Consider the following 22,183-nt stretch of genomic DNA (forward strand, 5'->3'; position numbering starts at 1 on the left):
TGCGGCCCACCTTGGCCTGACTACTCAAACGATTGGACAAACGATGACCCGTACCTTGCTCTTGAACTGTGGCCCACACGGCCAGGCCAGCCACGCCTACCAACTGGCGGCCGACATGCTGGCAGAGCTGGGCCTTGCGCAGCAGCCGCTGTTGGAACGCGATCTCGTCGCAACACCGATACCGCCGATCAGCCGCGACTATGCGCTGGCGATCACCTCGAATGCGAGCGCGGATGCGCCCGCGCTGGCCTGGTCGGAAACGCTGATCAAAGAGCTGGAAGACAGCGATCTGCTGATGATTCTGACCCCCATGCACAACTTTGCGGTGCCGGCCACGCTCAAGCTCTGGCTGGACCAGGTGATCCGTATCCACCGCAGCTTTGCATCGACGCCCGAAGGCAAGATCGGCTTGATGAAGGACCGGCCCACCTTGGTGTTGGTCAGTTCAGGCGGCTTCCATGCAGGTCCAAAGGCGCGTCAGGAGGACTTTTTGACGCCTTATCTGCGTTATGCGCTGGCCTCCATCGGCATCCGCAATGTGCATTTTGTGTTGCTGCAAGGTCTGGTGTTGGGGCCCGATGCCGTCGCCACTGCAGTCGATGCTGCGAGGTACGCCTTGCGCGAGCAACTGGCGTCCTTCAAGCAGCAGGCGCTGGAGGTTGCTGCGGCCGCACGCTGAGCGAAAGATAGAAAAGAAGAAGCCGCTGGCAGTGCAGCGGCAGCCACGGCTTAGTGGCCATGAGCAACGGGCGGAAGGCAGAGCGCTGAAGGTGCCGGTTTGGCGCGTGCCCGGCATGGCGGTAACGCCCGGTACGTTCAGCGTCTGCGTCAACCCAGTGTAGCGATTCCGCTGCTGTCCACCTCTCGTGACAGCAGGCATGCAGCTGCCAGCAGGCTGGCTACAACGCACCGGCCCGGATTGGCACTGGCTTAGACCGCGTGCAGATGCTCCAGCCGCTCCAGGCGTTCAAGCTCGGCACAGATATCGGCCATGCTGCCCGACATGGCCCAGCGCATGCCCTTTTGGCGGTGCAGGCTGGCCGGTTGCGCCCAGTACATCTTGATGGGGGCATCGTTGGCGGCCTGGGCGCTGCAGCGCTGTACCGACAAGAACGGGCGGGTGTGAGACGGTGCACCGACGGAGAGGCGGCGGCGCGCTGCGGGTTTGCGCGGCAGGCGAATGCGGTCGATGGGGCGCTGTGCGGGTGTCTCTTCAGCAGGGCCGTCCACGCCAGGCGGAATGCTGGGGCCATCGAGCAGGCTCAGTTGCTGCACGGCACCACGCTGCGCAGCGGCGCTGGAGGCGGCGGCAAAGCAATGCACCTGGGCGGCAAGCTGGCCATCGTTGGCGGCGCCATGGCCTGGACGGCGGCGGCTGCTGCGCACGATGGCACGTTGGATGGACTGGAACCAGGGCAGGCCAGCGACGAGGGAAAAGGGCGCAAGCGCACGCAATGCATCTGCTACGAGCATGGGAGACTCCTTGGTGTACGGATGACAGCAGGATTGCGCAAGGCGAGCGCATTCCCCAGGGTTGTGGGCCGGGTGCCCACAACGCCCGCTACCTGGGGTTGCGCAGAAAGGGAGGGGCCGACAGGGCCGCTGGGCTTAGTTCAGCATCGTGTTGCGAATCAACCCGACGGCAATGCCTTCGATCTCAAAGGGCTCGCCCGGCTGCACGACGATGGGCAGATAATCCGGGTTTTCGGCCAGCAGCTCGATGCCATCCTTGGTGCGCTGCAGGCGCTTGACGGTGACGTCATCGCCCAGACGCGCGACGATGATCTGGCCATTGCGCGCCTCGCGGGTGGCTTTGACGGCCAGCAGATCGCCATCGATGATGCCGACATCGCGCATCGACATGCCGCGTACCTTCAGCAGGTAATCGGGCTGCTGCTGGAACAGGCCGCCTTCAACGGTATAGGTCTGGTCGACATGCTCTTGCGCGAGGATGGGCGAGCCCGCTGACACGCGGCCAATCAGCGGCAGGGCCAGCTGGGCGAGCTCTTGCACCACGCGGCCCAGGCCGGCGGTGGCGTTGGACACGCCTGCCAGCGGCGACGAAAAGCGCGTGCCGCGTGCCGCATTGATGGAGCGCACGGTATCACTTTGCAGGCGAATCCCCCGGGAGGTACCGCTGACCAGCTCGATCACACCCTTGCGTGCCAGCGCCTTGAGGTGGTCTTCTGCCGAATTGGCCGATTTGAAGCCCAGCTTGCTGGCGATTTCGGCGCGCGTTGGCGGGGCGCCGGTGCGCGAGATGGCCGTCTGGATCAGGTCCAGAATCTCTTGTTGGCGCGCGGTGAGTTTGGGATGGTCTCGCATAAGATCTCCGTGTGATCTGTGGTGCCGGGTGGCAGCCAAGCTGCCGTGCACTCCAACACCTGTATATCAATCCAGTACCTGTATTTTTAACCAGTTTTTTGCAGGAGGCAAGCTTTGCAGCCAAAAATTTTGATCATCGGCACCGGCGGCACCATTGCCGGCATGGCCGATGATGCCGAGAATCCCGGCCAGTACCGTGCGGCGCAGCTGTCGGTCGCGGCCCTGCTGGCGGGGGTGGGCGGTATCGAGACCGCCGCGGCGGGCCCGCTGGATGCAATGCAGATCGCGCAAATTGATAGCAAGGACATGAGCGATGAGGTCTGGCATGCGCTGCTCCAGGCTTGCGATGCAGCGATGCGCGACGAGGCGGTACGCGGTGTTGTTATCACCCACGGAACGGATACCTTGGAGGAAACCGCCTGGTTCCTGCATTGCGTTTTAGGGCGCCTGGCCAAGCCGGTGGTGCTGACCTGTGCGATGCGCCCGGCCAATGCCTTGATGCCCGATGGCCCGCAGAATCTCAAGGATGCCGTGGCCGCCGCTGCGGCGCTGGATGCGGACGGCCATCCGCTGTTGCGCGAGGTGGTCGCGGTGACCGGCGGGGGCGAGCTGCACAGCGCGCGCTGGCTGCAAAAGGTGCACCCGCACCGCTTGCTGGCCTTTTCATCGGGCGAGCAGGGGCCGCTGGGCTGGGTGGATGGCACGAACGTGCGCCTGCGCCAGGGCTATGCACCGCAGGCAGCAGATACGGAGGGCGGCTACACCGGCAGCGCATGGCTGGCTACGTTGCCCGCGCCGGCCAGTACGCCCTGGCCGTGGGTGGAGATCGTCACCAGCCATGCAGGCCTGCGCCCGGGGCTGTTGGAGGCGCTACAGGCCCAGGGTGTGCAGGGCCTGGTGGTGGCAACCACCGGCAATGGCACGGTGCATGAGGTGCTGCTGGATGCGATGGCGCGCGCACGCCAGCAAGGTTTGCCGGTGTGGCGCAGCAGCCGCTGCAGCGATGGCGTGATCAGCGATGCAGTATTGCCCGGGATGGCCGATCTGGACAAAGACCTGGCCGTGGCCTTGACGCCCTACAAATGCCGGGTCAGCCTGCAGCTGGCACTGGTGCAGGCACGATCCAAAATCTAAGTACGAGCATGGGAGCCAACGCCAGATACCGGTTTATTTACCGATAAATAGACGGGCATAAAAAAGCCACTGTCGCAAGACAGTGGCTTGGTAGATGAGGCAGAGTTGCTTATCAGGCCTGCAGGGCGGCAATCGCGCGCTGTGTGATTTCTTCGACCGAGCCCATGCCGCTGATCGCGCGGTACTTGGGGGCGGCGGCCGGGTCTTGTGCAGCCCAGCTGCTGTAGTAGTCGACCAAGGGGCGGGTCTGGCTGCTGTAGACGTCCAGGCGCTTCTTGACGGTTTCTTCCTTGTCGTCTTCGCGCTGCACCAGGGGCTCGCCGGTCACATCGTCCAGGCCTTCGGTCTTGGGCGGGTTGAACTTGACATGGTAGGTACGGCCCGATGCGGGATGGCTGCGGCGGCCGCTCATGCGCTCGATGATGGCTTCAAACGGCACATCGATTTCCAGCACGTAGTCGAGCTTGACGCCAGCGGCCTTCATCGCATCGGCCTGCGGGATCGTGCGGGGGAAACCGTCAAACAGGAAGCCATTGGCGCAATCGGCCTGGGCGATACGTTCCTTGACCAGGTTGATGATCAGATCGTCACTGACCAGCTGACCGGCATCCATCACGGCCTTGGCCTGCAGGCCCAGTGGCGTGCCCGCCTTGACCGCTGCGCGCAGCATGTCGCCGGTGGAAATCTGGGGAATACCGTATTTTTGGCAGATGAAGGCAGCTTGCGTACCTTTGCCGGCGCCGGGTGCTCCCAAAAGAATTAATTTCATGACGGTCCTTGGAGAATAAAAAACTTGCACGGCAAAAGCGGGCACTCAGAACCTGTTTACGATCTCTACGCAGCCGCGTTGGAGTGCAATCGGGATGAGTTCGAAGGGCTGGTTCGCAGCTTGCACCGGGGTGCAAGCAAGGATCAGCGCGCAGAAATCGCCCGATTTCACTCCAACCCTTCGGGACAGTGGCTTTGCGGGTTCCCGACTAGGGGCGGTCTGCGTCGTTGCAAATCCTCGCAATAGCCTGGCTATTGCTGCGGTGTTGCGCCTCGCATCCCATCCCGCAAAACCGCTGTCGCGGCGCGAGGAGATCATAAACAGGTTCTATGCCCGCTTTTACACAAAAAAACTGGGCTTGAGCATATCACGCATCGGGCGAGGGCCAGCCGACTGCAAGGCAATGCGCTGTCTCGGGGGTGCAATCTGGCATCCTGCGCCTTTAAGCTTACGGAGCGCTTGCAGCGGATCGAGCGGGTAGAGGGCCATCTGCGCCAGCCTACATGGTCGCGCCGAGCAGCTGTCGCACACGCACCAGGTCCTCGGGGGTGTCCACGCCGGAGCCGGGGATCTGCCGCGTCACATGCACGGCGATGCGGTAGCCATGCCAGATTGCGCGCAACTGCTCCAGCATCTCGATCTGCTCGGTAGGTGCCTGGCTGAGCGTGGGGAAGGTATGCAAAAACTGGGCGCGGTAGCTGTAGATGCCCATATGGTGCAGCGGCGCAAAGCCGGGTGTGCCGGTGGTGCCGGGGTTCTTCCACCAGGCCATATTGACAAAATCACGGCCCCACGGGATGGGCGCGCGGCTGAAATAGCTGGCCATGCCTTGGGCATCTAGCACCACCTTGACCACATTCGGGCTGAGCAGCGATTCCAGATCGGCCATCGGATGGGCGACGGTGCCCATGCTGGCCTCGGGCCGCTCGCTGAGCAGGGCGGCGACCGCATCGATCAGCGCTGGCGCGATCAAGGGCTCATCCCCTTGCACGTTGACCACGATGTCGTCGCCGGCGAGCTTCAGCAAGCTGCAGGCCTCGGCCAGGCGGTCGCTGCCGCTGGGGTGGCTGGGCGAGGTCATCACCGCTTGGACGCCATGCTTTTTGCAGGCATCAATGATGCGCTCGTCATCGGCAGCCACCACCACGCGCTGGGCGGCGCTCTCCTGCGCGCGCTTGGCCACGCGCACCACCATCGGCAGACCGGCGATGTCCACCAGCGGCTTGTTGGGCAGGCGCGAGGACGCCATGCGCGAAGGAATCAGGACGGTGAACGGCGCGGGTGCGGATGCCATGGTGCGAAAGAAAGAAGAGTGGAGCCGGCTGGAATTGTAGCGAGCCCGCATGGCGGGCCGGGCGCAGGCGATCTGGGTGGGTTGCGGCGGCGGCGGCAGGGTGCCAGGGCTCAGGGCGCCGGTTTGACCGGTGTAGGGGCTTCGTTGCTGCCAAACAGAATCGCCTCGATGGGGCGCAGTTTCTTCGCGTCGATCACTTCGCGCAGCTTAGGCAGGATGGCGACCAGGCCATCATAGCCCTGGGCTTTTTCCAGCTGCAGTTGCAGACGGAAGCCCTTGAGGCCCAGGCCGCTGACCAACTGGCTGGCCGCTGCATAGGCCTTGATATAGCGTTCGCTGTGGTTGTTGATGCCAGCGGCTGCATGGCTGGCGGCAACCGGTGCGGCAGCGGCAGCCGGCGGTGGCGTGGGCGCGGGTCCAGCCAGGCTGTCGATGATGTCGCTGGGGTTGGACGGCGGCTGGCCCGCATCACCGGGGCGCAGCAGTTCCAGCAGGCCATGCTGCAGCAGCTGTTTGATGTCCTCCAGCACCTGCATCTGTCCGCCAGCGGAAGGCGACAGCGCTATCACTTGCTCAATGCTCTTGTGTCCATCGAACATGATGAAAGCCGGACGCATGCGGTGGGGCAAGACAGGATCCCGGGCGCGCAGCGCCTCCATGCCTTTGTCGGTTTTCTTGAGGATGAGGGTATGCATGGCAATTTGCTGAATGGGGCGGATGCAGTCCGACAGGCAGACTCTGCAGGCCTGTGCTGCGGGGTCTCCAAGGCGGATGCCTAAAAATTCAGCAAATTGTGTCTGTTTTTTACAAAGCGGCTATTGGGGTTTGCCTGTGCGGCCCAGGATTCGGCGCGGAAGGGGGCCGCAATGTCATCGATGCTTAATCTGCAGCAGACAAGGCGTCGATTTCCTCATCACTCAGGGTTCGCGCTTCGTTCTCCAGCATGATTGGTATGCCATCGCGCACAGGGTAGGCCAGGCGTGCGCTGCGCGAGACGAGCTCCTGGCGTTCACGGTCATAGCGCAAAGGGCCTTTGGTGACAGGGCATACCAGCAGTTCAAGCAGTTTCGGGTCCATAGCGGCAATCAGTCTTTCTTTACAGGGGGCAATGCGGTCTGGCATGGGCGCAGCAGGGCATCGACATGCTGGCCAAAGGCGGGGTCGATGGTGACCTCCAGAGGAACAGCCAGCGCATGCGGGGCAATGCACCAGAGCTTGTGCGCATCCTTTTCGGTGCACAGCAGCAAGGGGGCATCCGGTGCGTCTATTGTAGGGGCGCTGTCCGCCACCAACCCCAGGCTGGCCAGCCATGCCGGGTCGTCCAGCGGCGCATGGTCGGGCAGCGCATCACTGCGTACCAGCTGCAGGCCCTGGGCTTGCAGCATCGCAAAAAATTCCTGCGGATAGGCAATGGCTGCCAGTGCATGCACCGGGCGGCCACGCAAATCGGCCAGACGATGGCGACGGCCATCCTGGCCCACGGCATGGCAGGCCAGGCTGCGCTGCAGCGGCCAGGCCGCTGCGCCGGAGGCCGCCAGATGCGGGGGCGGCGGGCCGGCGTAGAGCGCAACGTCCAGCCGCCTGGGCCAGGGTTCGCGCAGCGGCCCGGCCGGCAGCTGCCAGCCATTGCCAACGCCTTGGGCGTTGAAGACGGCAATCTCCACATCGCGGGCCAGTGCCAGGTGCTGCAGGCCATCGTCGCAGACCAGTACATCCACCTCCGGGTGGGCCTGCAAGGCGGCCCGGGTGGCCGTAGCGCGCAGTGCAGCCACATACACCGGTACGCCGCTGCGCTGGGCGATGAGCAGAGGCTCGTCGCCTACCTGACGCGGGTTGCTGCCCGGGAGGACGGCAATGGCGTTGGGATCGTTGCGGGTGTCGCGCCCATAGCCGCGCGAGATGACGGCGGGCCGCCAGCCCTGGGCTTGCAAGGCCTGCACCAGGTGCAGGGTGACGGGCGTCTTGCCGGCGCCGCCGGCAATCACATTGCCCACCACCACCACCGGCACCGGCGCACGGTAGGCCTTGCAAAGGCCGCTGCGGTAGAGGGTGCGGCGCAGCGCGCCCAACGCGGCATAGCACCAGGACAGCGGCAGCAGCGCAATGGCCAGCGGGCCTTTGCGCTGCCATGCGTCGGTGATGCGTGCCGAGCGAGGGCGCGTAGCGGCAGCTGATGGCGTGGGAGGGGAGGGGGCGGTCATGCAGGCTGCATGCTAGCACTGCCCAGGCACGGGGCCTGGTGTTTACTGTGCAGCCGTCTGGGTGGCGAAGGTGATCTGTTGCAGGCCGACGCGGCGTGCTGCTTCCATCACCGAGACCACCGACTGGTGCGGTGCCAGCGCATCGGCGCTGATGATAATCACGCTGTCCTTGCCGGCGGTGGCGGCATTGCGCAGCGCCTCGGCCATGTCGGCGACCGTCTTGCCTTCCAGCGCCACCTTGCCGACGGCGTAGCGCCCGTCGGCCGCCACGGATACGATGATTTCCTTAGGCCGGTCGCGCAGCTGCTCGGCATTGGCGGTGGGCAAGGTCAGCTGCAGCTCGGTGAATTTGCTGTAGGTGGTCGAGAGCATCAGGAAGATGAGGACGACCAGCAGCACATCAATGAACGGGATCAGGTTGATCTCGGGCTCTGTCGTGGTGCGGGGGCGAAAGTTCATGCTGGCTCCTGCCCGGCGGTCAGCTGCGGCGCAGCTTGTTCAGGTGGCGCAGGAACTGCTCGGCCGACAGCTCCAGTGTCAGCAGATAGCCATCGACGCGGCTGCGGAAGTAACGCCAGAAGATCAGCGCAGGGATGGCCACCATCAGACCGAAGGCGGTGTTGTACAGCGCGATCGAGATGCCGTGGGCGAGCATGCTGGGGTTGTTGCCGCCACCGCTTTGCGAGCCGAAGATCTCGATCATGCCGATCACGGTGCCCAGCAGGCCCAGCAGCGGGGCAGCCGATGCAATGGTGGCGAGCGCGGTGAGGTATTTCTCGAGCTTTTGGGCTTCCCGGCGGCCGGTGCTCTCCAACGTGGCGCGCAGATCGGCTTCAGAGATGCGGGGCTCCAGGGTGATGGTGCGCAGGCCGCTGGCCAGCACCTCACCCAGCGAGGAGTTCTGGCCGAGCTGGTTCACGACTTCGGCGCTGGGCACACCATGGGCAGAGACGGAAATGGCCTCCTGGAGCAGGTTGGCCGGTGCAACTTTGGCCGCTTTCAGGGCCACGAAGCGCTCAACGATCAATGCCAGGGCCAGGATGGAGCAGGCAATCAAGGGCCAGATCGGCCAGCCTGCTGCTTGGATGATGGAAAACAAGATTCTCTCTCCGCTCTTTCTTTTTTCAGCGGCCATTATGGCCCAAGGCCACTGCCGGTCCGCCTAAAATCGGGCCAGGCGCTGCGTCCAACCCACAGTGCCCGGATGCCGGAATGGCCGAGTCATCCACAAAAAATGTGGATAACTTTGTGGGTAATGTGTCATCAGCCGGAAAAATGGCCCAATTTACGGGGTTTTTCTTAGATTGCTTAAAAAATAAGCTGATAAAAATATTGAAAAATCAAAAGCTTGTACGTAGGTTCAATATTTTGTGCTACAGAGTATGACGTATGCATGACGCTGTCACAGAGCTGCCTTCTTGTGGACTACTGCCCGTCAGAGGTGTGGGAAAAGGCGATTTGGGGGCGCTGCCAAGGCGTCTATGTCGTTGCTGTGACGGGAAAAAATGCCCCGGTCAATGGTTGTCTTGGCAGCTAATTGGCAGCCCGCTCGATAGCTGAAAGGCGGCATCCGATCGAGAAGGGCCGGCCCGGTGCACCCATGGCGGACCGCCCAACCGCTACCATGTCTGCTGCATACCCGCTGCGCCGCGGTGCAACCCCTGACCTACCCATCGTTATTTCCGCCGAGCCGGGCCTGCCGCCCAGCCGGCCACTTTCATGGACACCACACACTACCCGCCCAGCTCCGCTGCCAACGCCGCCCCCAGCCCCCGTATCTGGGATGTGGGCGCGCTGTGCCGAGCGGTGGCTGACACCTTGGCTGCGCGCTTCAACCCGGTGGAGGTGCGTGGGGAGCTCAGTGGATTTTCGCGGGCGGCCAGCGGCCACTGCTACTTCAACCTCAAGGATGCCAATGGCCAGGTGCGCTGTGCGATGTTTCGCCGCGCCGCGCAGGCGCTGGACTTCAACCCCCGCGATGGCGAGCTGGTCGAGGTGGTGGGCAAGCTGGGGGTCTATGAGCAGCGCGGCGATCTGCAGCTGATTGTCGAAGGTATGCGCCGGGCCGGGCAGGGGGCCTTGTTCGAGCAGTTCCTGCGCCTCAAGGCGCAACTCGAGTCCGAAGGCCTGTTTGACAGCGAGCGCAAGCGGCCGCTGCCGCTGATGCCGCGCGGCATCGGTATCGTTACCTCGCTGGGCGCAGCGGCGCTGCATGATGTGGTGACCGCGTTGCGCCGCCGCGTGCCGCAGCTGCCGGTGGTGTTGGTGCCGGCACTGGTGCAGGGCGCGCAGGCCGCGCCGTCGATGGTGGCGGCGCTGCACAAGCTCTACCGCCTGGCCGAGGCCCAGATCGCCTATGACGCCCGTCTGAGCATTGACGCGCCGGCCGTGGCCATCGACACCATCTTGCTGGTGCGCGGCGGTGGCTCGCTGGAGGACCTCTGGGCCTTCAACGATGAGCAGCTGGCCCGCACGGTGGTGCAGAGCCCCGTGCCACTGGTGAGCGGCGTGGGGCATGAGACCGACTTCACGATCGCCGATTTCTGCGCTGACCTGCGCGCGCCAACACCAACGGCCGCTGCCGAGCTGGTCTGCCAGCCGCGCGATGTCTGGCTGGGCGCGCTGCAACTGGCGGAGCAGCGCCTGGCCGATGGCGTCGAGCGCCACCTGGACCGCCAGCAGCAGCGCCTGGACATGGCGGCGCGCCAGATCGGCAGGCCTTCGTCACTGGTGCACGGCCAGCAGCAGATGCTCGACCGCCTGGGCCGCCGCCTGCACGGCGCTGCCCAAGCCCAGTTGCATGGGCAGGACAAGCGGGTGCAGCATCTGGTCAGCGTGTTTCCGGCAGCGGCATCGCGCCATCTGGAGCGCAGCGAGCAGCGCCTGGCGCAGCTGCATGCGCGGCTGGAGCTGCTCAACCCGCGCCAGGTGCTGTCACGGGGTTATGCCTTGCTGACGGACATGCAAGGCCAGGTGGTGAGCTCGGTAACGCAGGCGACACCGGGCAAGGCCATGCATGCCGAGCTGGCCGATGGCAGCGTGGACGTGGTGGCGACGCAGCGCTTGTTGGTCTAAGCTTGGTCTGGCGCTTCTCGGTGGAGGCGGCGGCTGCCTTGCAACGCGGCCCGAGCCGATTGGCGGTGGATTCTGATGCCGTGGGGCCTGGCTCGCATGCTATCGTCGTCATAGTAATCTGGCTGAACCCGTATTCATGAACGGGTCGATTTTCCTTTTTACAATCGACCACTGCGACTCCCGCCGGGCGTATTGCCTGACAGCACTGCCCGGGACGGCTTTGCAACCTATACCAACCACGAGGAAACCACGATGGAACGCACTCTGCCACCACTGCCCTACGCGATTGATGCGCTGGCCCCTGCTTACAGCCAGGAAACGCTGGAATACCACCACGGCAAGCACCACAAGGCCTACGTGGACAAGCTCAACGAGCTGCAAAAGGGCACCGAGTTCGAGAATCTGGAACTGGAAGCCGTGATCAAGAAGGCCACCGGTGGTATCTACAACCAGGCCGCCCAAATCTGGAACCACACCTTCTTCTGGAACTGCATGACCCCCGGCGGCGGCGCTGAGCCCAGCGGCGCGTTGGCCGATGCCATCAACAAGAAGTGGGGCAGCTACGCCGAGTTCAAGAAGGCCTTCCAGGCGTCGGCCGTCGGCAACTTTGGTTCCGGCTGGACCTGGCTGGTCAAGAAGCCTGATGGCTCGGTGGACATTGTCAACACCGGCGCCGCTGGCACCCCGCTGACCACCGACGACAAGGCACTGCTGACCGTTGACGTGTGGGAGCACGCGTACTACATCGATTACCGCAATGCCCGCCCCAAGTTTGTCGAAACCTTCTTCGACAAGCTGGTGAACTGGAAGTTTGCTGAAAGCAATTTCGCCTGATAGCGGTTGCCCGGCCTGGTTGCCGGGCAAACATGATCAGACAAAGGCCGGAGGGTGCGCTGCACCACATCCGGCCTTTTGCTTTTTGGAGGAGGGCGGGGCATCGGCGCCAAGCTGTCACCTGCAGGCAACACTTGCCTCTGGCAAAGCCCCTGATTTGCACCCGTTTGCCAGGGCGCTCAGATGCATGATTGATAATCAGTCTCATTTGCTTCTTCGCTGGTGTCCGTATGTTGTTCTGTTCCCGTTTTGCGCTCCACCCCGTGGCTGGCGCAGTTGCTCTGCTGGTATCTTTTGCCGCTATCCCCGCTCTGGCCCAAACCCAGGAGGGTGCTGCTGACACAGCCCCCGCCGCTGCGGCGCCGGCTGCCACCGAAGACAGCGTCTTGCCGACGGTAACCGTGAACGCCAGTGCAGATGCATCGGCGCAGGGCTTGACCAAGGCCTATGCCGGCGGCCAGGTGGCGCGCGGCGGGCGTGTCGGCATTCTGGGCACCGAAGACATCATGAACACGCCGTTTTCGACGACGGCCTACACGCAGGATCTGATCCGTAACCAGCAGGCCCGCAGCGTGGGCGATGTGCTGCAAAACGATGCCTCCGTGCGTGTCTCGCGCGGTTTTGGCAACTTCCAGGAATCGTATTTTGTGCGCGGCTTTGTGCTGGGCTCGGACAGCATTGCCTACAACGGCCTCTACGGCCTGCTGCCGCGCCAGTACGTTTCGGCTGAGCTGTTTGAGCGCGTGGAGCTGCTGCGCGGTGCCAGCGGCTTTTTGAATGGCGCCTCGCCTGCCGGTGACAGCATTGGTGGCGCCTTGAACCTGCTGCCCAAGCGTGCGTCGAACGAGCCGCTGACGCGGGTCAGCGTGGGCGGATCCAGCGGCGCGCAAGGCTATGCCGCGGCCGACATCAGCCGCCGCTTTGGCCCCGACCAGGCCACCGGCCTGCGCCTTAACGTGGCCAAGCGCAAGGGCGACACACCGATCGACGACGAAGGCGTCGATCTGAGTGTGGTGTCCCTGGGTATTGACTGGCGCTCCAGCAATCTGCGTCTGTCGGCCGACGTGGGCTACCAAAGCCACAAGCTGACCACGCCACGCCCCAATGTGACCCTGGGCGCAGCGGTGACCCAGGTGCCGAGCGCTCCTGACAACAGCCGCAACTTTGCCCAGCCCTGGACCTATTCGAACGAGCGCGACAGCTTTGGCTCGGTGCGCGCCGAGTACGACATCAACAGCCGTCTCACGGCCTGGGTGGCCGGCGGTGCACGCTTTGGCCGCGAACGCAACTCGCTCGCCAGCTTGACCTTGAGCAATGGCAGCACCGGCAGCGGCACCCAAGGGCGCTTTGACAATACCCGCGCCGATGACATCTTCACCGGCGAAGTGGGCCTGCGCGGCAAGCTGACGACGGGCAGCATCGGCCACAGCCTGGTGCTGGCCGCCTCAGCGTTCTCGGACAAGCGCAAGAACGCTTTCTACTCGCAGCCCGCAGCCAGCGCGCTGGCCACCAACCTGTACGATCCCGTCTACGGCGCTGCCCCGCCTTTGGGCGCAAGCTCGAACGATCTGGACGATCCGGCCGTGCAGGCCCGCATCAAGCTGTCGAGCCTGGCGCTGTCGGACACGCTGTCGATGTTCGACGAGCGCCTGCTGCTCACCCTGGGCCTGCGCCACCAGACCATCGAGACGCAGACCTTTGCCTACAACACCGGCATTGCGGCGCCCAAGGTGGACAAGAGCCGCACCAGCCCGATGGCTGCGGTCGTGTTCAAGCCGGCAGAGAGGGTCTCGCTCTATGCCAACTACATCGAAGGCCTGACCCCGGGCGAGATTGCACCGGCGTTGTCTTCGGGCCTGCCGGTGGCCAATGCCGGCGCGGCGCTGGCGCCCTATGTCTCCAAGCAAAAGGAAGTGGGCCTGAAGTGGGACGGTGGCGATATCGGCGCCGGCCTGGCCTGGTTCACCACCGACAAGCCGCGCGTGTTCCGCAATTCCATCTCGGGCGTCTACGGCCCGGAAGGCATGGACCGCCACCGTGGCTTGGAGCTGAATGTGTTTGGCCAGGTCACACGCGGCCTGCGTGTGCTGGGCGGTGTCACCTGGCTGGATGCCAAGCAACTGGCCGATGGCCACAACCCCAATGCCGGCAAGCGCGTGATTGGCGTGCCCCGCCAGCAAGGCAATCTGGGCCTGGAGTGGGATGTGCCGGGCGTGCGTGGCCTGACCCTGGATGGCCGTGCGGTGGCTACCGGCAGCAGCTATGCCAATGCGACCAATACCTTGCAGGTGGCAGGCTGGACTCGCTTTGACCTGGGCGCCCGCTACCTGACCGAAATCGATGGCCGCCTGGTGACCCTGCGTGCCCGTGTGGAAAACGCGGCCAACCGCAACTTCTGGGCTTCGGTCGGTTCCACCGGCTACCTGGTGCTGTCCAACCCGCGCACCTTCACGGTCAGCGCCAGTGTGGATTTCTAAGCGCTGACTGCCTGACTATGGTGTGCAACCATGACCGTGACCAGTCCCGTGCCCCTCAGCCCAGCAGCGGCCATGCCGGATGTGGCCACGCTGTATGTGGAGCATCATGGCTGGTTGCGCCGCCGCTCTCTGCACGCTACGAGTTCTAAACACTGGTGGGCATAAGGGAGGGGAGGGCTTGGCAGGCGCGGCCTGAGCGCCGTTGAAAAGCGCGCATTTTGATGGGAATGAGAATTCTTCTCAGTACAATGCATCCGCGCTTTGCCACGGCATCGCGCGTTTCAGCAGGCGGATTTGAAAGGGTGCGCCTGCCCTTGCTTTTCCAACTTGCTGCGCGCTGGGCCATGGTCTGGCGCTGCTGGCCTGTCCGCTGACTGTGTTCTTGCCTGCCATGCCCCGTTCTTTGATCTGCGATTTGTTTGCTGAATGCGGCAGCTGTGCGGGCGGCTGTGCGTGGACTGGCCTTGTGCCCCATGCGGCCTGATCTGTTGCCCCATGGCGAGGCGGGTGCGCCGGAGCCCGCTGGCGGGCACCTGGCGAGCCTGTACCAGCGCTGGCGCACACCGGTGATGCGCATGCTGCGGCGCCATTTTGGCAATGCAGCCGATGTGGAGGATGCCACCCAGGAAGTGTTTGCACGGGTGGCCGCCACCGGCAAGGTGCTGCAGCCCGACGAAGAGCAGCCCTATTTGCGCAAGACCTTGCAAAGCGTGGCCGCGCGCGATTGGCAGCAGAGCGCGCAGGCCCGGGGGCTGGAGCTGGTATCGGGAGACGAACACCCGCAGGCGATGGAGGCCCAACTGCACAGCAGTGCCGATGACGTGAACCAGCAGGCGGCCCAGCAGCAGCGGCTGCACCGTTTGCACCAAGCCATCCAGGAGCTGCCTGAACGCCAGCGCCAGGCCTTTGTGCTGCACCGGGTCGAAGGCCATACCGTGCAGCAGACGGCCGAGCAGATGGGCATCTCGATGCGCATGGTGGTCAAACACCTGGCGCGTGCCGTCGCCTATTGTGAAACCCGCGTGCAATTTGCCAGTGCCCAGCAGATGCAGCAGCTGCAAGCCCAGCAACTGGCGCTGAGCGCTGCCGATGAGGAGCCACCCCTATGAGTGCAACGCAGACGCCCCGATCGTTGCAGAGCCTGACGCCTGCACAGCTGCTGGCGCTGAACCATGCCGCCGGCGACTGGCATGTGCGCCGCCTGCTGCCTGACTGGACCGGCGCCGATGAAAGGGCCTTGAATGCCTGGCTGGCCGAGGATGCGCTGCATGCGCAGGCCTTGGCGCGCATCGCACAGACCTGGCAGGATGCGCAGGCGCTGCAGCAGATGTTTCCAGCTTCTTATTCCGCAGGCCAGACTTCGGCGGAGGATGTAAGGGCCAAGCCGGCTGCGTCCGCGCGTCCTCCACGGCAAGGCACTGCGCAGGGCGCCAGCCTGGGCTGGCGCTGGAGCTGGCCGGCCCAGGCCTTGCTGGCGGCCCTGCTGCTGCTGGTGATGGCCGGCATGGGCTGGCAGCACTGGTGCAACACGGCTTACTACAGCCTGGCGGCTGCGACTGGCACCGGCGAGCTGCGCGATCTGGCCTTGCCCGATGGCAGCCAGGTGGCGCTGAACGCCAACAGCCGCCTGCAGGTGCATTACTACCCCTACCGGCGGGAGACGGTGCTGGACAAGGGCGAGGCCTTTTTCAAAGTGGCGCCCGATACGAACAAGCCCTTTACAGTGACCAGCGGGCACAGCGAGGTCCGCGTGGTGGGCACGGCCTTCAATGTGCGGGCTGCGCCGCCGGAGGTGGTGGTGCAGGTGCAAGAGGGGCGGGTGGCGCTGCGCTCCACGCTGCCGGGCAGTCCGCAGCCGGTGACGCTGACGGCGGGGATGGCCATGGCGCTGGAGCCGGCCCGCGGCCACTACCGGCAGTTGGCGGTGAAAGCTGACGAGGTGGCCGAATGGCGCACCGGCCAGGTGTATTTTCAGCGCCGGCCGCTGGCGCAGGTGACCCAGGAGCTGGCCCGTTACCTCGATGCCCCCGTCGAGGTGGCTGATCCGGCGATCCGCGCGATCCCTATCTCGGGCCTATTGGCCTTAGCCGACCCGGAGCGTTTCTTGCTCGCCTTGCCGAGCGTGGCCGATGTGCGGGTGCAGCGCTTGCCCGAAGGTGGCTGGCGCATTCGCCGGCAATAAAAAACATTTTGTTTCATTTGCGCGGGTTCCATGTTTTAGGCGTTTTGTGCTTCTTCATAAGGTGCGCGCCAGAGATCTGAGCGCCACACGGGCTGCCAGCCACGGATCCAAGCCTTCCGCTTTGTTATTCCCAGCCAATGGCCGCAAACCACAGCGGCGCCTGGTGCAAGCGCCCGCTCCCAGCCTGTCCACTCGGGCCTGGAGCGGGAAAGCTGCCCGGGCAGGGCCGTTGTCATTGATGCAGGAATACACGGGAGTGCGAGAGCCATGGGATGCGAGATGTTGATGGGGGAAGAGGGCGGATGCCCGTTGAAGAAGGCGGTGCGCGGGAAAGCGCAGGCCCCGGTGCTGCGGCCACGATGGCTGGCCGTATTGGTAGCGGCTGCGATGGCGGGTGTCAGTGTGCTGCCCGCCGCTGCCCAAGCGCAAGCCGCTGCGCAGGCGGCGCGCCAGAGTTTCAATCTGCCGGCCCAGCCGCTGATTGAGGGGCTCAAGGCCTTTGGCCGGCAAACCCAGCAGCAGGTGCTGTTTGACGATGCGCTGGTGCAGAGCTTGCGGGCAGCGGCCGTCAGCGGAAATCTGACCCCGCCAGAGGCGCTGGCGCGCATGCTGACAGGGACGGGCTTGACGGCAGTGAGCACGCAGCCGGGCAGCTTTACGTTGCAGCGCATGCCCACAGCGCCCCAGTCGATGACCCTGGAGACCGTGACCGTGACTGCCGATGCGCTACAGGATGGCCGCACAGAAGACACCGGCAGCTACACGCAGCGCGGGCCGAGCGCCACAGCCACCGGCCTGGCATTGACCTTGCGCCAGACGCCGCAGTCGGTCAGCGTGATGACACGCCAGCGCATGGATGACTTCAAGCTGCAGACCTTGACCGACGTGATGGAGCAGACCCCCGGTGTGACGGTGGACCGCCAGGGTGACGGCAACAACATCATGGTGCGGGGCGACAACGTCAACCTGCAGATCGATGGCCTGCGCCAGATGGCCAGCGGCTGGTATGCCAATACCCAGATGCTCTACACCATGGACGACATGGCCGAGATCGACCGCATCGAGGTGCTCAAGGGCTCGTCCGGCCTCACCAATGGCGATGGCAAGTATGGCGCGACGGTAAACATGATCCGCAAGCGCCCGACGCAGGAGTTCCGCGCCAGTGTGGGCGCCGGTGTGGGCAGCTGGGCCAACTACCGTGCCGATGTCGATGTGGGTGGCCCGCTCAATGACCGTGGCAGCCTGCGCGGCCGCCTGGTGGCCGCTGCATCGGATGGCCATGATTTCCGTGACAACGTCAAGCGCAGCAATCAGACCTTGTACGGCACCCTGGACCTGGACCTGAGCCGCGATACCTTGCTCAACATCGGCTTTGTGCACCGCCACCGCGAGTACTATGGCGCGGGCAGCACGAGCATGATCCAGGCCTATGCCGCCAATGGCGACTTCCTGGGCCTGCAGCCGCGCTCCTTCAACATCGGCGCGCCCTGGTCGGGCTATGAGCAGGACACCGACACCTTGTTTGCCAGCCTGGAGCACCGTTTTGACAACGGCTGGACGGCCAAGCTGCGGGCCAGTACCGAAAAAACCAAGATGCCGTACGGCGAAACTGGCTCCTGGTTTACGGCATCGCCCCAGGTGGTGGACCTGAGCCGCGCCGAGGACCATGCCAACCGCAACCGCAGCATGGCCGCCGATCTGCGTGGCCCCTTCGAGCTGCTGGGCCGCAGCCATGAGCTGATGCTGGGCGCCGATACCGCCCGCACCAGCTCGGACACCTACTCGGCCAACAAGCGCTTCACCAATCTGGGCCTGGACTACAGCGATGGCGGCAGCGCGATTGTGCGGCCTGATGACATCGTGAACTATCCTGTCGACAACCACAGCTATTTCAGCTCCAAGCGCAGCTCGGTCTACGGCGCGGTGCGCGTGAATGTAGCCGACCCGGTCAAAGTGATTGGCGGCGCCCGCATCACCAACTACGAGCAGTACGACCTGACGCCGTACGCCTACTCGAACTACGACTTCAAGAAGAACAATGTCGTCACCCCTTACCTGGGGCTGGTGGTGGATGTGCATGAGCAGGTCTCGCTCTACGGCAGCTATGCCAGCATCTTCAAGCCGCAAAGCGCCCTGGATGCCAGTGGCAAGACCTTGGACCCGGAAGAGGGCCAGACCTATGAGATTGGCGCCAAGGGCGAGTTTCTGGACAAGCGTCTGAACGCCAGCCTGGCCTACTTCTGGATGAAGACCGACAACGTGGCCTACGCCACGGGCGAAACCATGCCCGATGGCACGGCCATCTACCGCTCGGTCTCTGGTGTCAGCAAGCGCGGCTATGAGCTGGAACTGTCGGGCGAACTGGCCCCCGGCTGGCAGGCCCAGGGCAGCTATGTGCTCAACAGCACCAGCCTGAGCAACAGCAACTATCTGCCCCGCAACCAGCTCAAGCTGGGCAGCACCTACCGCATGGGCGGAGCGCTGGGCGGCCTCACCATCGGTGCGGCCACCCGCTGGCAAAGCAAGACCTCTGCCGGCCCCTTGGTGCAGCCCGCCTTCTGGGTGCTGGATCTGATGGCGCGCTACCAGGTCAACCAGAAGCTCAGCGTCAACTTGAACATTCGCAATGCGCTGGACAAAAGCTACTTTGCCGGCATGCGCGATTTTGGCCGGGTGCAGTACACCTGGGGCGCACCGCGAAGTGTGACGGCGAGTGCGCGTTACGACTTCTGAGCGGCGTTTTTATAGGCGTTTAGCATCGACTCGGGCTTGGTCTAGCGCCAAGCCCCGGCTTGCGCCTGGGAATATGGTTTCGCCCTCTAAAAGGCGCATTGGCATTGATGGCTGCCCATTGTTGGTTGTATTGGCGTGGGGGCTGGATAGCCCTTGTAGTTGTTGTTAGCCACTTTGTTGGTGGTGTCTAATGCAAAAAATATAAGTAACCAAGCTATTTATATTTTACTGGTCGTCGAATTCACCGTTGTGAAAAATAGCTGCGGTGATGAGGGCTGCGCAAAGGTTGTCACGTTGAATTGAAAGACAATTCAACCGATAGGCGCCTGGTGGGATGTTGGAAATTATTATATTTATAGAGAGCTTTTGTAGCATTATTAGATCGTCTGCGGCTGTGATCAATGGCAGCTTATAGACTGAATGGGTAACAGTTTGAGCGCATTTCAATTTTCAACAAATGCTGTGTGTTCGATGAGGATGGATCGCCTATTATTAAAATGCCGTTGATGATAAGCATCAGGGTATTTTTTTAAATGTCTTGGTTATACAGGAGCATATCTGTGTTTATCCGATCCATCACTACGACTGCCATTCTGTTGGCAAGCGCTGCCGCCCATGCACACGCAGTGGCCCCTATGACGGACTCCTCGTTGCGCAACGACACGGTCGACACAGGCATGCGGTTTCGCTCAGCCGAACCAAGCCCGAATGCGCAGCAGTCACCCGCATCCTTCCCATTCACTGCGTTGGAAAAAAGCACTCACAATGGTCTTGAGTTTTCTCATAACCCCGAGGTATTGCCGCAGTTCAGCGCTTCGCAGCCACTGTTGTTCGTGAACCTCGAGGCTGATCCGCTCAAGGAGGGGTTCCATGCCAGCCCGCTGACGGACTTGGACCACCCAGCAGCGACACGCTATTACAACGCAGGCCCGGACGTCCCGCCCCATGTGGCGCCTCTCATCTTTGATCCGCAGATGCGGTTCTGTGCCGATTCAGACCTTCACAGGGATCGACCGTTCGTAGCCATCACGTATGAGGAATTGACGGCCAGGGCGGATCCATTCAGTCCCGGCTGTGCGGCAGGCTTGTCATTGGCTACACCGCTTCCAGAAGATCGCCATGATTGGTCTTGCATCGCTATCAACGGACGGGAATGCCCCCCCAGCTTGCACCAAGCAGCTTTTGCATCAGGTCCTCTACGTGCCTAACCGGGTTGTGTATCTTGTAGCGCTTGTCCGATAGCGCAGGCCGCTGCAGCCATCTCAGAATGGGGTGGCCTTTTGCCGTGCGGTGAGCTCCGCTTGCGCTGGCCTTGTCCGTCGGCTGCGCTCCGAAGCGCTGCCCACAGACGGCCCCCTCGCTGGCCATTTATAACTTTTTGTTTAACAAATACTGAGCAGCGCTTGAAATCTTTGCGTTGCAGATGGTGTCTATTAGAGGTAACCGAGGCAGGCCCGCTGGCCTGCCTCATCTGCATCCACCCACTTCAGGAGCGATACCCATGCTGATACGTACCAACAACGCGGGCTTTGACCACAGCAGCAGCAGCGACATCACGCCTCAGCATCTGTATATGAGCCGCCGCGACCTGCTCAAGTTCGGCGCGGCAGGCGGTACCGCGCTGGCCGCAGGAGGGGCCTGGGCGCAAGCGGCCAAGTCCGATGGCACGCAGCCGATCAGCACGGTCCGCTCAACGGTGCCGGGGGCGATATCGATGGAGACGCCGACTTCCTTCCAGGATGCCAGCACCTACAACAACTACTACGAGTTCGGTTTGGACAAAAGCGACCCGGCGCGCTATGCCCACACCTTGCAGACCAGGCCCTGGACGGTGCGGGTCGAAGGCCTGGTCAACAAACCCAAGACCTTTGATATTGAAGAGTTGCTCAAGCTCAGCGCCCAGGAAGAACGCATTTACCGGCTGCGCTGTGTCGAAGGCTGGTCGATGGTGATTCCCTGGTTGGGCTACTCGCTGTCCAAATTGCTGGCCCAGGTCGAGCCGCAAGGCAGCGCCAAGTATGTGGAGTTCGTCACCTTGGCCGACCGCAAGATGATGCCGGGCCTGAACAGCGGCGTACTCGATTGGCCCTACACCGAGGGCCTGCGCATGGACGAGGCCATGCACCCGCTGAGCCTGCTGGCCTTTGGCATGTACGGCAAGACCTTGACCCCGCAAAACGGCGCGCCGGTGCGCCTGGTGCTACCGTGGAAATACGGTTTCAAAAGCGCCAAGAGCATCGTGACCATCCGTGTGGTGGAGAAGCAGCCCGGCACCGCCTGGAACAAGGCAGCGCGCAATGAATACGGCTTTTACTCCAACGTGAACCCCGATGTGCCGCACCCGCGCTGGAGCCAGGCGACCGAGCGCCGCATTGGTGAAGGCGGTCTGTTTGCCAAGCGCCACAAGACCTTGCTGTTCAACGGCTACGAGGCCCAGGTGGGGCAGCTCTACGCTGGCATGGATCTGCGCAAAGACTACTGATACCTGCCCATGCCCAACTCCTCGCGTTTCTCGGCCAAGTCCGTGCAGCGGCTGCTGCTGCACCTGTTGTGCCTGGTGCCCGCCGCCTGGCTGTTTTACCTGGCTGCCACTGATGGCCTGGGCGCCAATCCAGCCGAGGCGCTGCTGCGTTCGCTGGGCGACTGGGCCATCCGCTTTATCTGCTTTGCGCTGGCGGTCACCCCCTTGCGCCAGTGGCTGCGCTGGAACGCGCTGGCAGCCTATCGCCGCATGCTGGGCCTGTATGCCTTCTTCTATGCGAGCCTGCACTGGCTGGCGTATGTGGTGTTTGACATGGGCGTGGACTGGTCCGCGATCGTCGACGATCTGGTCAAGCGTCCGTTCATACTGATAGGCACCCTGGCCTGGCTGATCCTGCTCGCGCTGGCCGTCACTTCGGTGCCCAGAATCATCCGGCGCATGGGCGGCAAGCGCTGGCAGATGCTGCACCGCGCCGTGTATGGCGCGGCTGCGTTGGCAGTGCTGCACTTTTGGTGGATGCGCGCCGGCAAGAACAACTTTGCCGAGGTGTGGTTGTACGGGCTTATCCTGGCCGGCTTGCTGGCGGCGCGCTGGGTGTTCCAGAAGCGCAAGCAGATGCAGGCGGCCGCCAAGGCGGCCCGGGCCTGACCAGCGACAGTCCGCTTCACACTTTTTTT

At 63.4% G+C, this 22,183-nt stretch carries 19 protein-coding genes; 10 read left to right on the plus strand and 9 right to left on the minus strand.

What is annotated here, in order from left to right; translation table 11 throughout:
- The first annotated feature begins 43 nt into the window (after positions 1–43).
- Positions 44–679 carry an FMN-dependent NADH-azoreductase gene (locus ACCQ08_RS14005; protein ID WP_373450157.1) on the plus strand — a complete coding sequence of 212 codons (636 nt, stop codon included), beginning with the start codon at positions 44–46 and terminating at the stop codon, positions 677–679.
- 251 nt (positions 680–930) lie between these two features.
- Here ACCQ08_RS14005 and ACCQ08_RS14010 read toward each other — a convergent pair whose 3' ends face one another.
- Both ACCQ08_RS14010 and lexA read right to left on the minus strand, forming a co-directional pair.
- Positions 931–1,473, minus strand: a complete 543-nt coding sequence (locus tag ACCQ08_RS14010) for a hypothetical protein (RefSeq protein ID WP_313335021.1) — start codon at positions 1,471–1,473, stop codon at positions 931–933.
- Between the two features lie 135 nt (positions 1,474–1,608).
- Entirely contained in the window at positions 1,609–2,325 is a 717-nt protein-coding gene (lexA, locus tag ACCQ08_RS14015) for a transcriptional repressor LexA (RefSeq protein WP_312409268.1), read from the minus strand.
- A 114-nt stretch (positions 2,326–2,439) separates the two neighbouring features.
- Here lexA and ACCQ08_RS14020 point away from each other — a divergent pair, with 114 nt between their 5' ends.
- Entirely contained in the window at positions 2,440–3,459 is a 1,020-nt protein-coding gene (locus ACCQ08_RS14020; RefSeq protein ID WP_373450158.1) for an asparaginase, read from the plus strand.
- 112 nt (positions 3,460–3,571) lie between these two features.
- Here ACCQ08_RS14020 and adk read toward each other — a convergent pair whose 3' ends face one another.
- From adk to ACCQ08_RS14055, 7 genes are all read right to left on the minus strand, one after another.
- On the minus strand, positions 3,572–4,228 hold the full coding sequence (gene adk / locus ACCQ08_RS14025) for an adenylate kinase (RefSeq protein WP_312409266.1): 657 nt from the start codon (positions 4,226–4,228) through the stop codon (positions 3,572–3,574).
- Positions 4,229–4,727: 499 nt separating this feature from the next.
- Entirely contained in the window at positions 4,728–5,522 is a 795-nt protein-coding gene (kdsB, locus tag ACCQ08_RS14030) for a 3-deoxy-manno-octulosonate cytidylyltransferase (protein WP_373450159.1), read from the minus strand.
- A 110-nt stretch (positions 5,523–5,632) separates the two neighbouring features.
- Entirely contained in the window at positions 5,633–6,217 is a 585-nt protein-coding gene (locus tag ACCQ08_RS14035) for a hypothetical protein (RefSeq protein ID WP_239812266.1), read from the minus strand.
- Between the two features lie 184 nt (positions 6,218–6,401).
- Entirely contained in the window at positions 6,402–6,599 is a 198-nt protein-coding gene (locus ACCQ08_RS14040) for a Trm112 family protein (protein ID WP_312409263.1), read from the minus strand.
- 8 nt (positions 6,600–6,607) lie between these two features.
- Complete coding sequence (lpxK, locus tag ACCQ08_RS14045) at positions 6,608–7,723, minus strand: tetraacyldisaccharide 4'-kinase (RefSeq protein WP_373450160.1); 1,116 nt, start codon at positions 7,721–7,723, stop codon at positions 6,608–6,610.
- Positions 7,724–7,765: 42 nt separating this feature from the next.
- Entirely contained in the window at positions 7,766–8,182 is a 417-nt protein-coding gene (locus tag ACCQ08_RS14050; RefSeq protein ID WP_133858925.1) for a biopolymer transporter ExbD, read from the minus strand.
- 19 nt (positions 8,183–8,201) lie between these two features.
- On the minus strand, positions 8,202–8,822 hold the full coding sequence (locus ACCQ08_RS14055; protein ID WP_239812262.1) for a MotA/TolQ/ExbB proton channel family protein: 621 nt from the start codon (positions 8,820–8,822) through the stop codon (positions 8,202–8,204).
- 620 nt (positions 8,823–9,442) lie between these two features.
- Between ACCQ08_RS14055 and xseA the strand changes: the two genes are divergently transcribed.
- The 8 genes from xseA to ACCQ08_RS14095 all read left to right on the plus strand — a co-directional run bounded on the left by xseA (position 9,443) and on the right by ACCQ08_RS14095 (position 22,154).
- On the plus strand, positions 9,443–10,798 hold the full coding sequence (gene xseA, locus ACCQ08_RS14060; protein WP_313330769.1) for an exodeoxyribonuclease VII large subunit: 1,356 nt from the start codon (positions 9,443–9,445) through the stop codon (positions 10,796–10,798).
- A 252-nt stretch (positions 10,799–11,050) separates the two neighbouring features.
- On the plus strand, positions 11,051–11,632 hold the full coding sequence (locus ACCQ08_RS14065) for a superoxide dismutase (protein WP_021026539.1): 582 nt from the start codon (positions 11,051–11,053) through the stop codon (positions 11,630–11,632).
- A gap of 230 nt (positions 11,633–11,862) precedes the next feature.
- A complete protein-coding gene (locus ACCQ08_RS14070; RefSeq protein ID WP_373450161.1) occupies positions 11,863–14,109 on the plus strand; it encodes a TonB-dependent receptor in 2,247 nt (748 codons plus the stop codon).
- Between the two features lie 473 nt (positions 14,110–14,582).
- Positions 14,583–15,218, plus strand: a complete 636-nt coding sequence (locus ACCQ08_RS14075; RefSeq protein ID WP_373450162.1) for an RNA polymerase sigma factor — start codon at positions 14,583–14,585, stop codon at positions 15,216–15,218.
- Positions 15,215–16,291: a FecR domain-containing protein gene (locus tag ACCQ08_RS14080; RefSeq protein WP_373450163.1), complete on the plus strand. Its 1,077-nt coding sequence runs from the start codon at positions 15,215–15,217 to the stop codon at positions 16,289–16,291. The genes ACCQ08_RS14075 and ACCQ08_RS14080 overlap by 4 nt, the downstream gene beginning before the upstream one ends.
- 279 nt (positions 16,292–16,570) lie before the next feature.
- Positions 16,571–19,024 carry a TonB-dependent siderophore receptor gene (locus tag ACCQ08_RS14085; protein ID WP_373450164.1) on the plus strand — a complete coding sequence of 818 codons (2,454 nt, stop codon included), beginning with the start codon at positions 16,571–16,573 and terminating at the stop codon, positions 19,022–19,024.
- Positions 19,025–20,525: 1,501 nt separating this feature from the next.
- Positions 20,526–21,506: a protein-methionine-sulfoxide reductase catalytic subunit MsrP gene (gene msrP / locus ACCQ08_RS14090; protein ID WP_373450165.1), complete on the plus strand. Its 981-nt coding sequence runs from the start codon at positions 20,526–20,528 to the stop codon at positions 21,504–21,506.
- A 9-nt stretch (positions 21,507–21,515) separates the two neighbouring features.
- Complete coding sequence (locus tag ACCQ08_RS14095) at positions 21,516–22,154, plus strand: sulfite oxidase heme-binding subunit YedZ (RefSeq protein ID WP_373450166.1); 639 nt, start codon at positions 21,516–21,518, stop codon at positions 22,152–22,154.
- The last annotated feature ends 29 nt before the right edge of the window (positions 22,155–22,183 follow it).

Origin of the sequence: Comamonas sp. SY3, assembly GCF_041730275.1 — a bacterium.
In the GTDB taxonomy this organism is placed as follows: Bacteria; Pseudomonadota; Gammaproteobacteria; order Burkholderiales; family Burkholderiaceae_C; genus Comamonas; species Comamonas sediminis.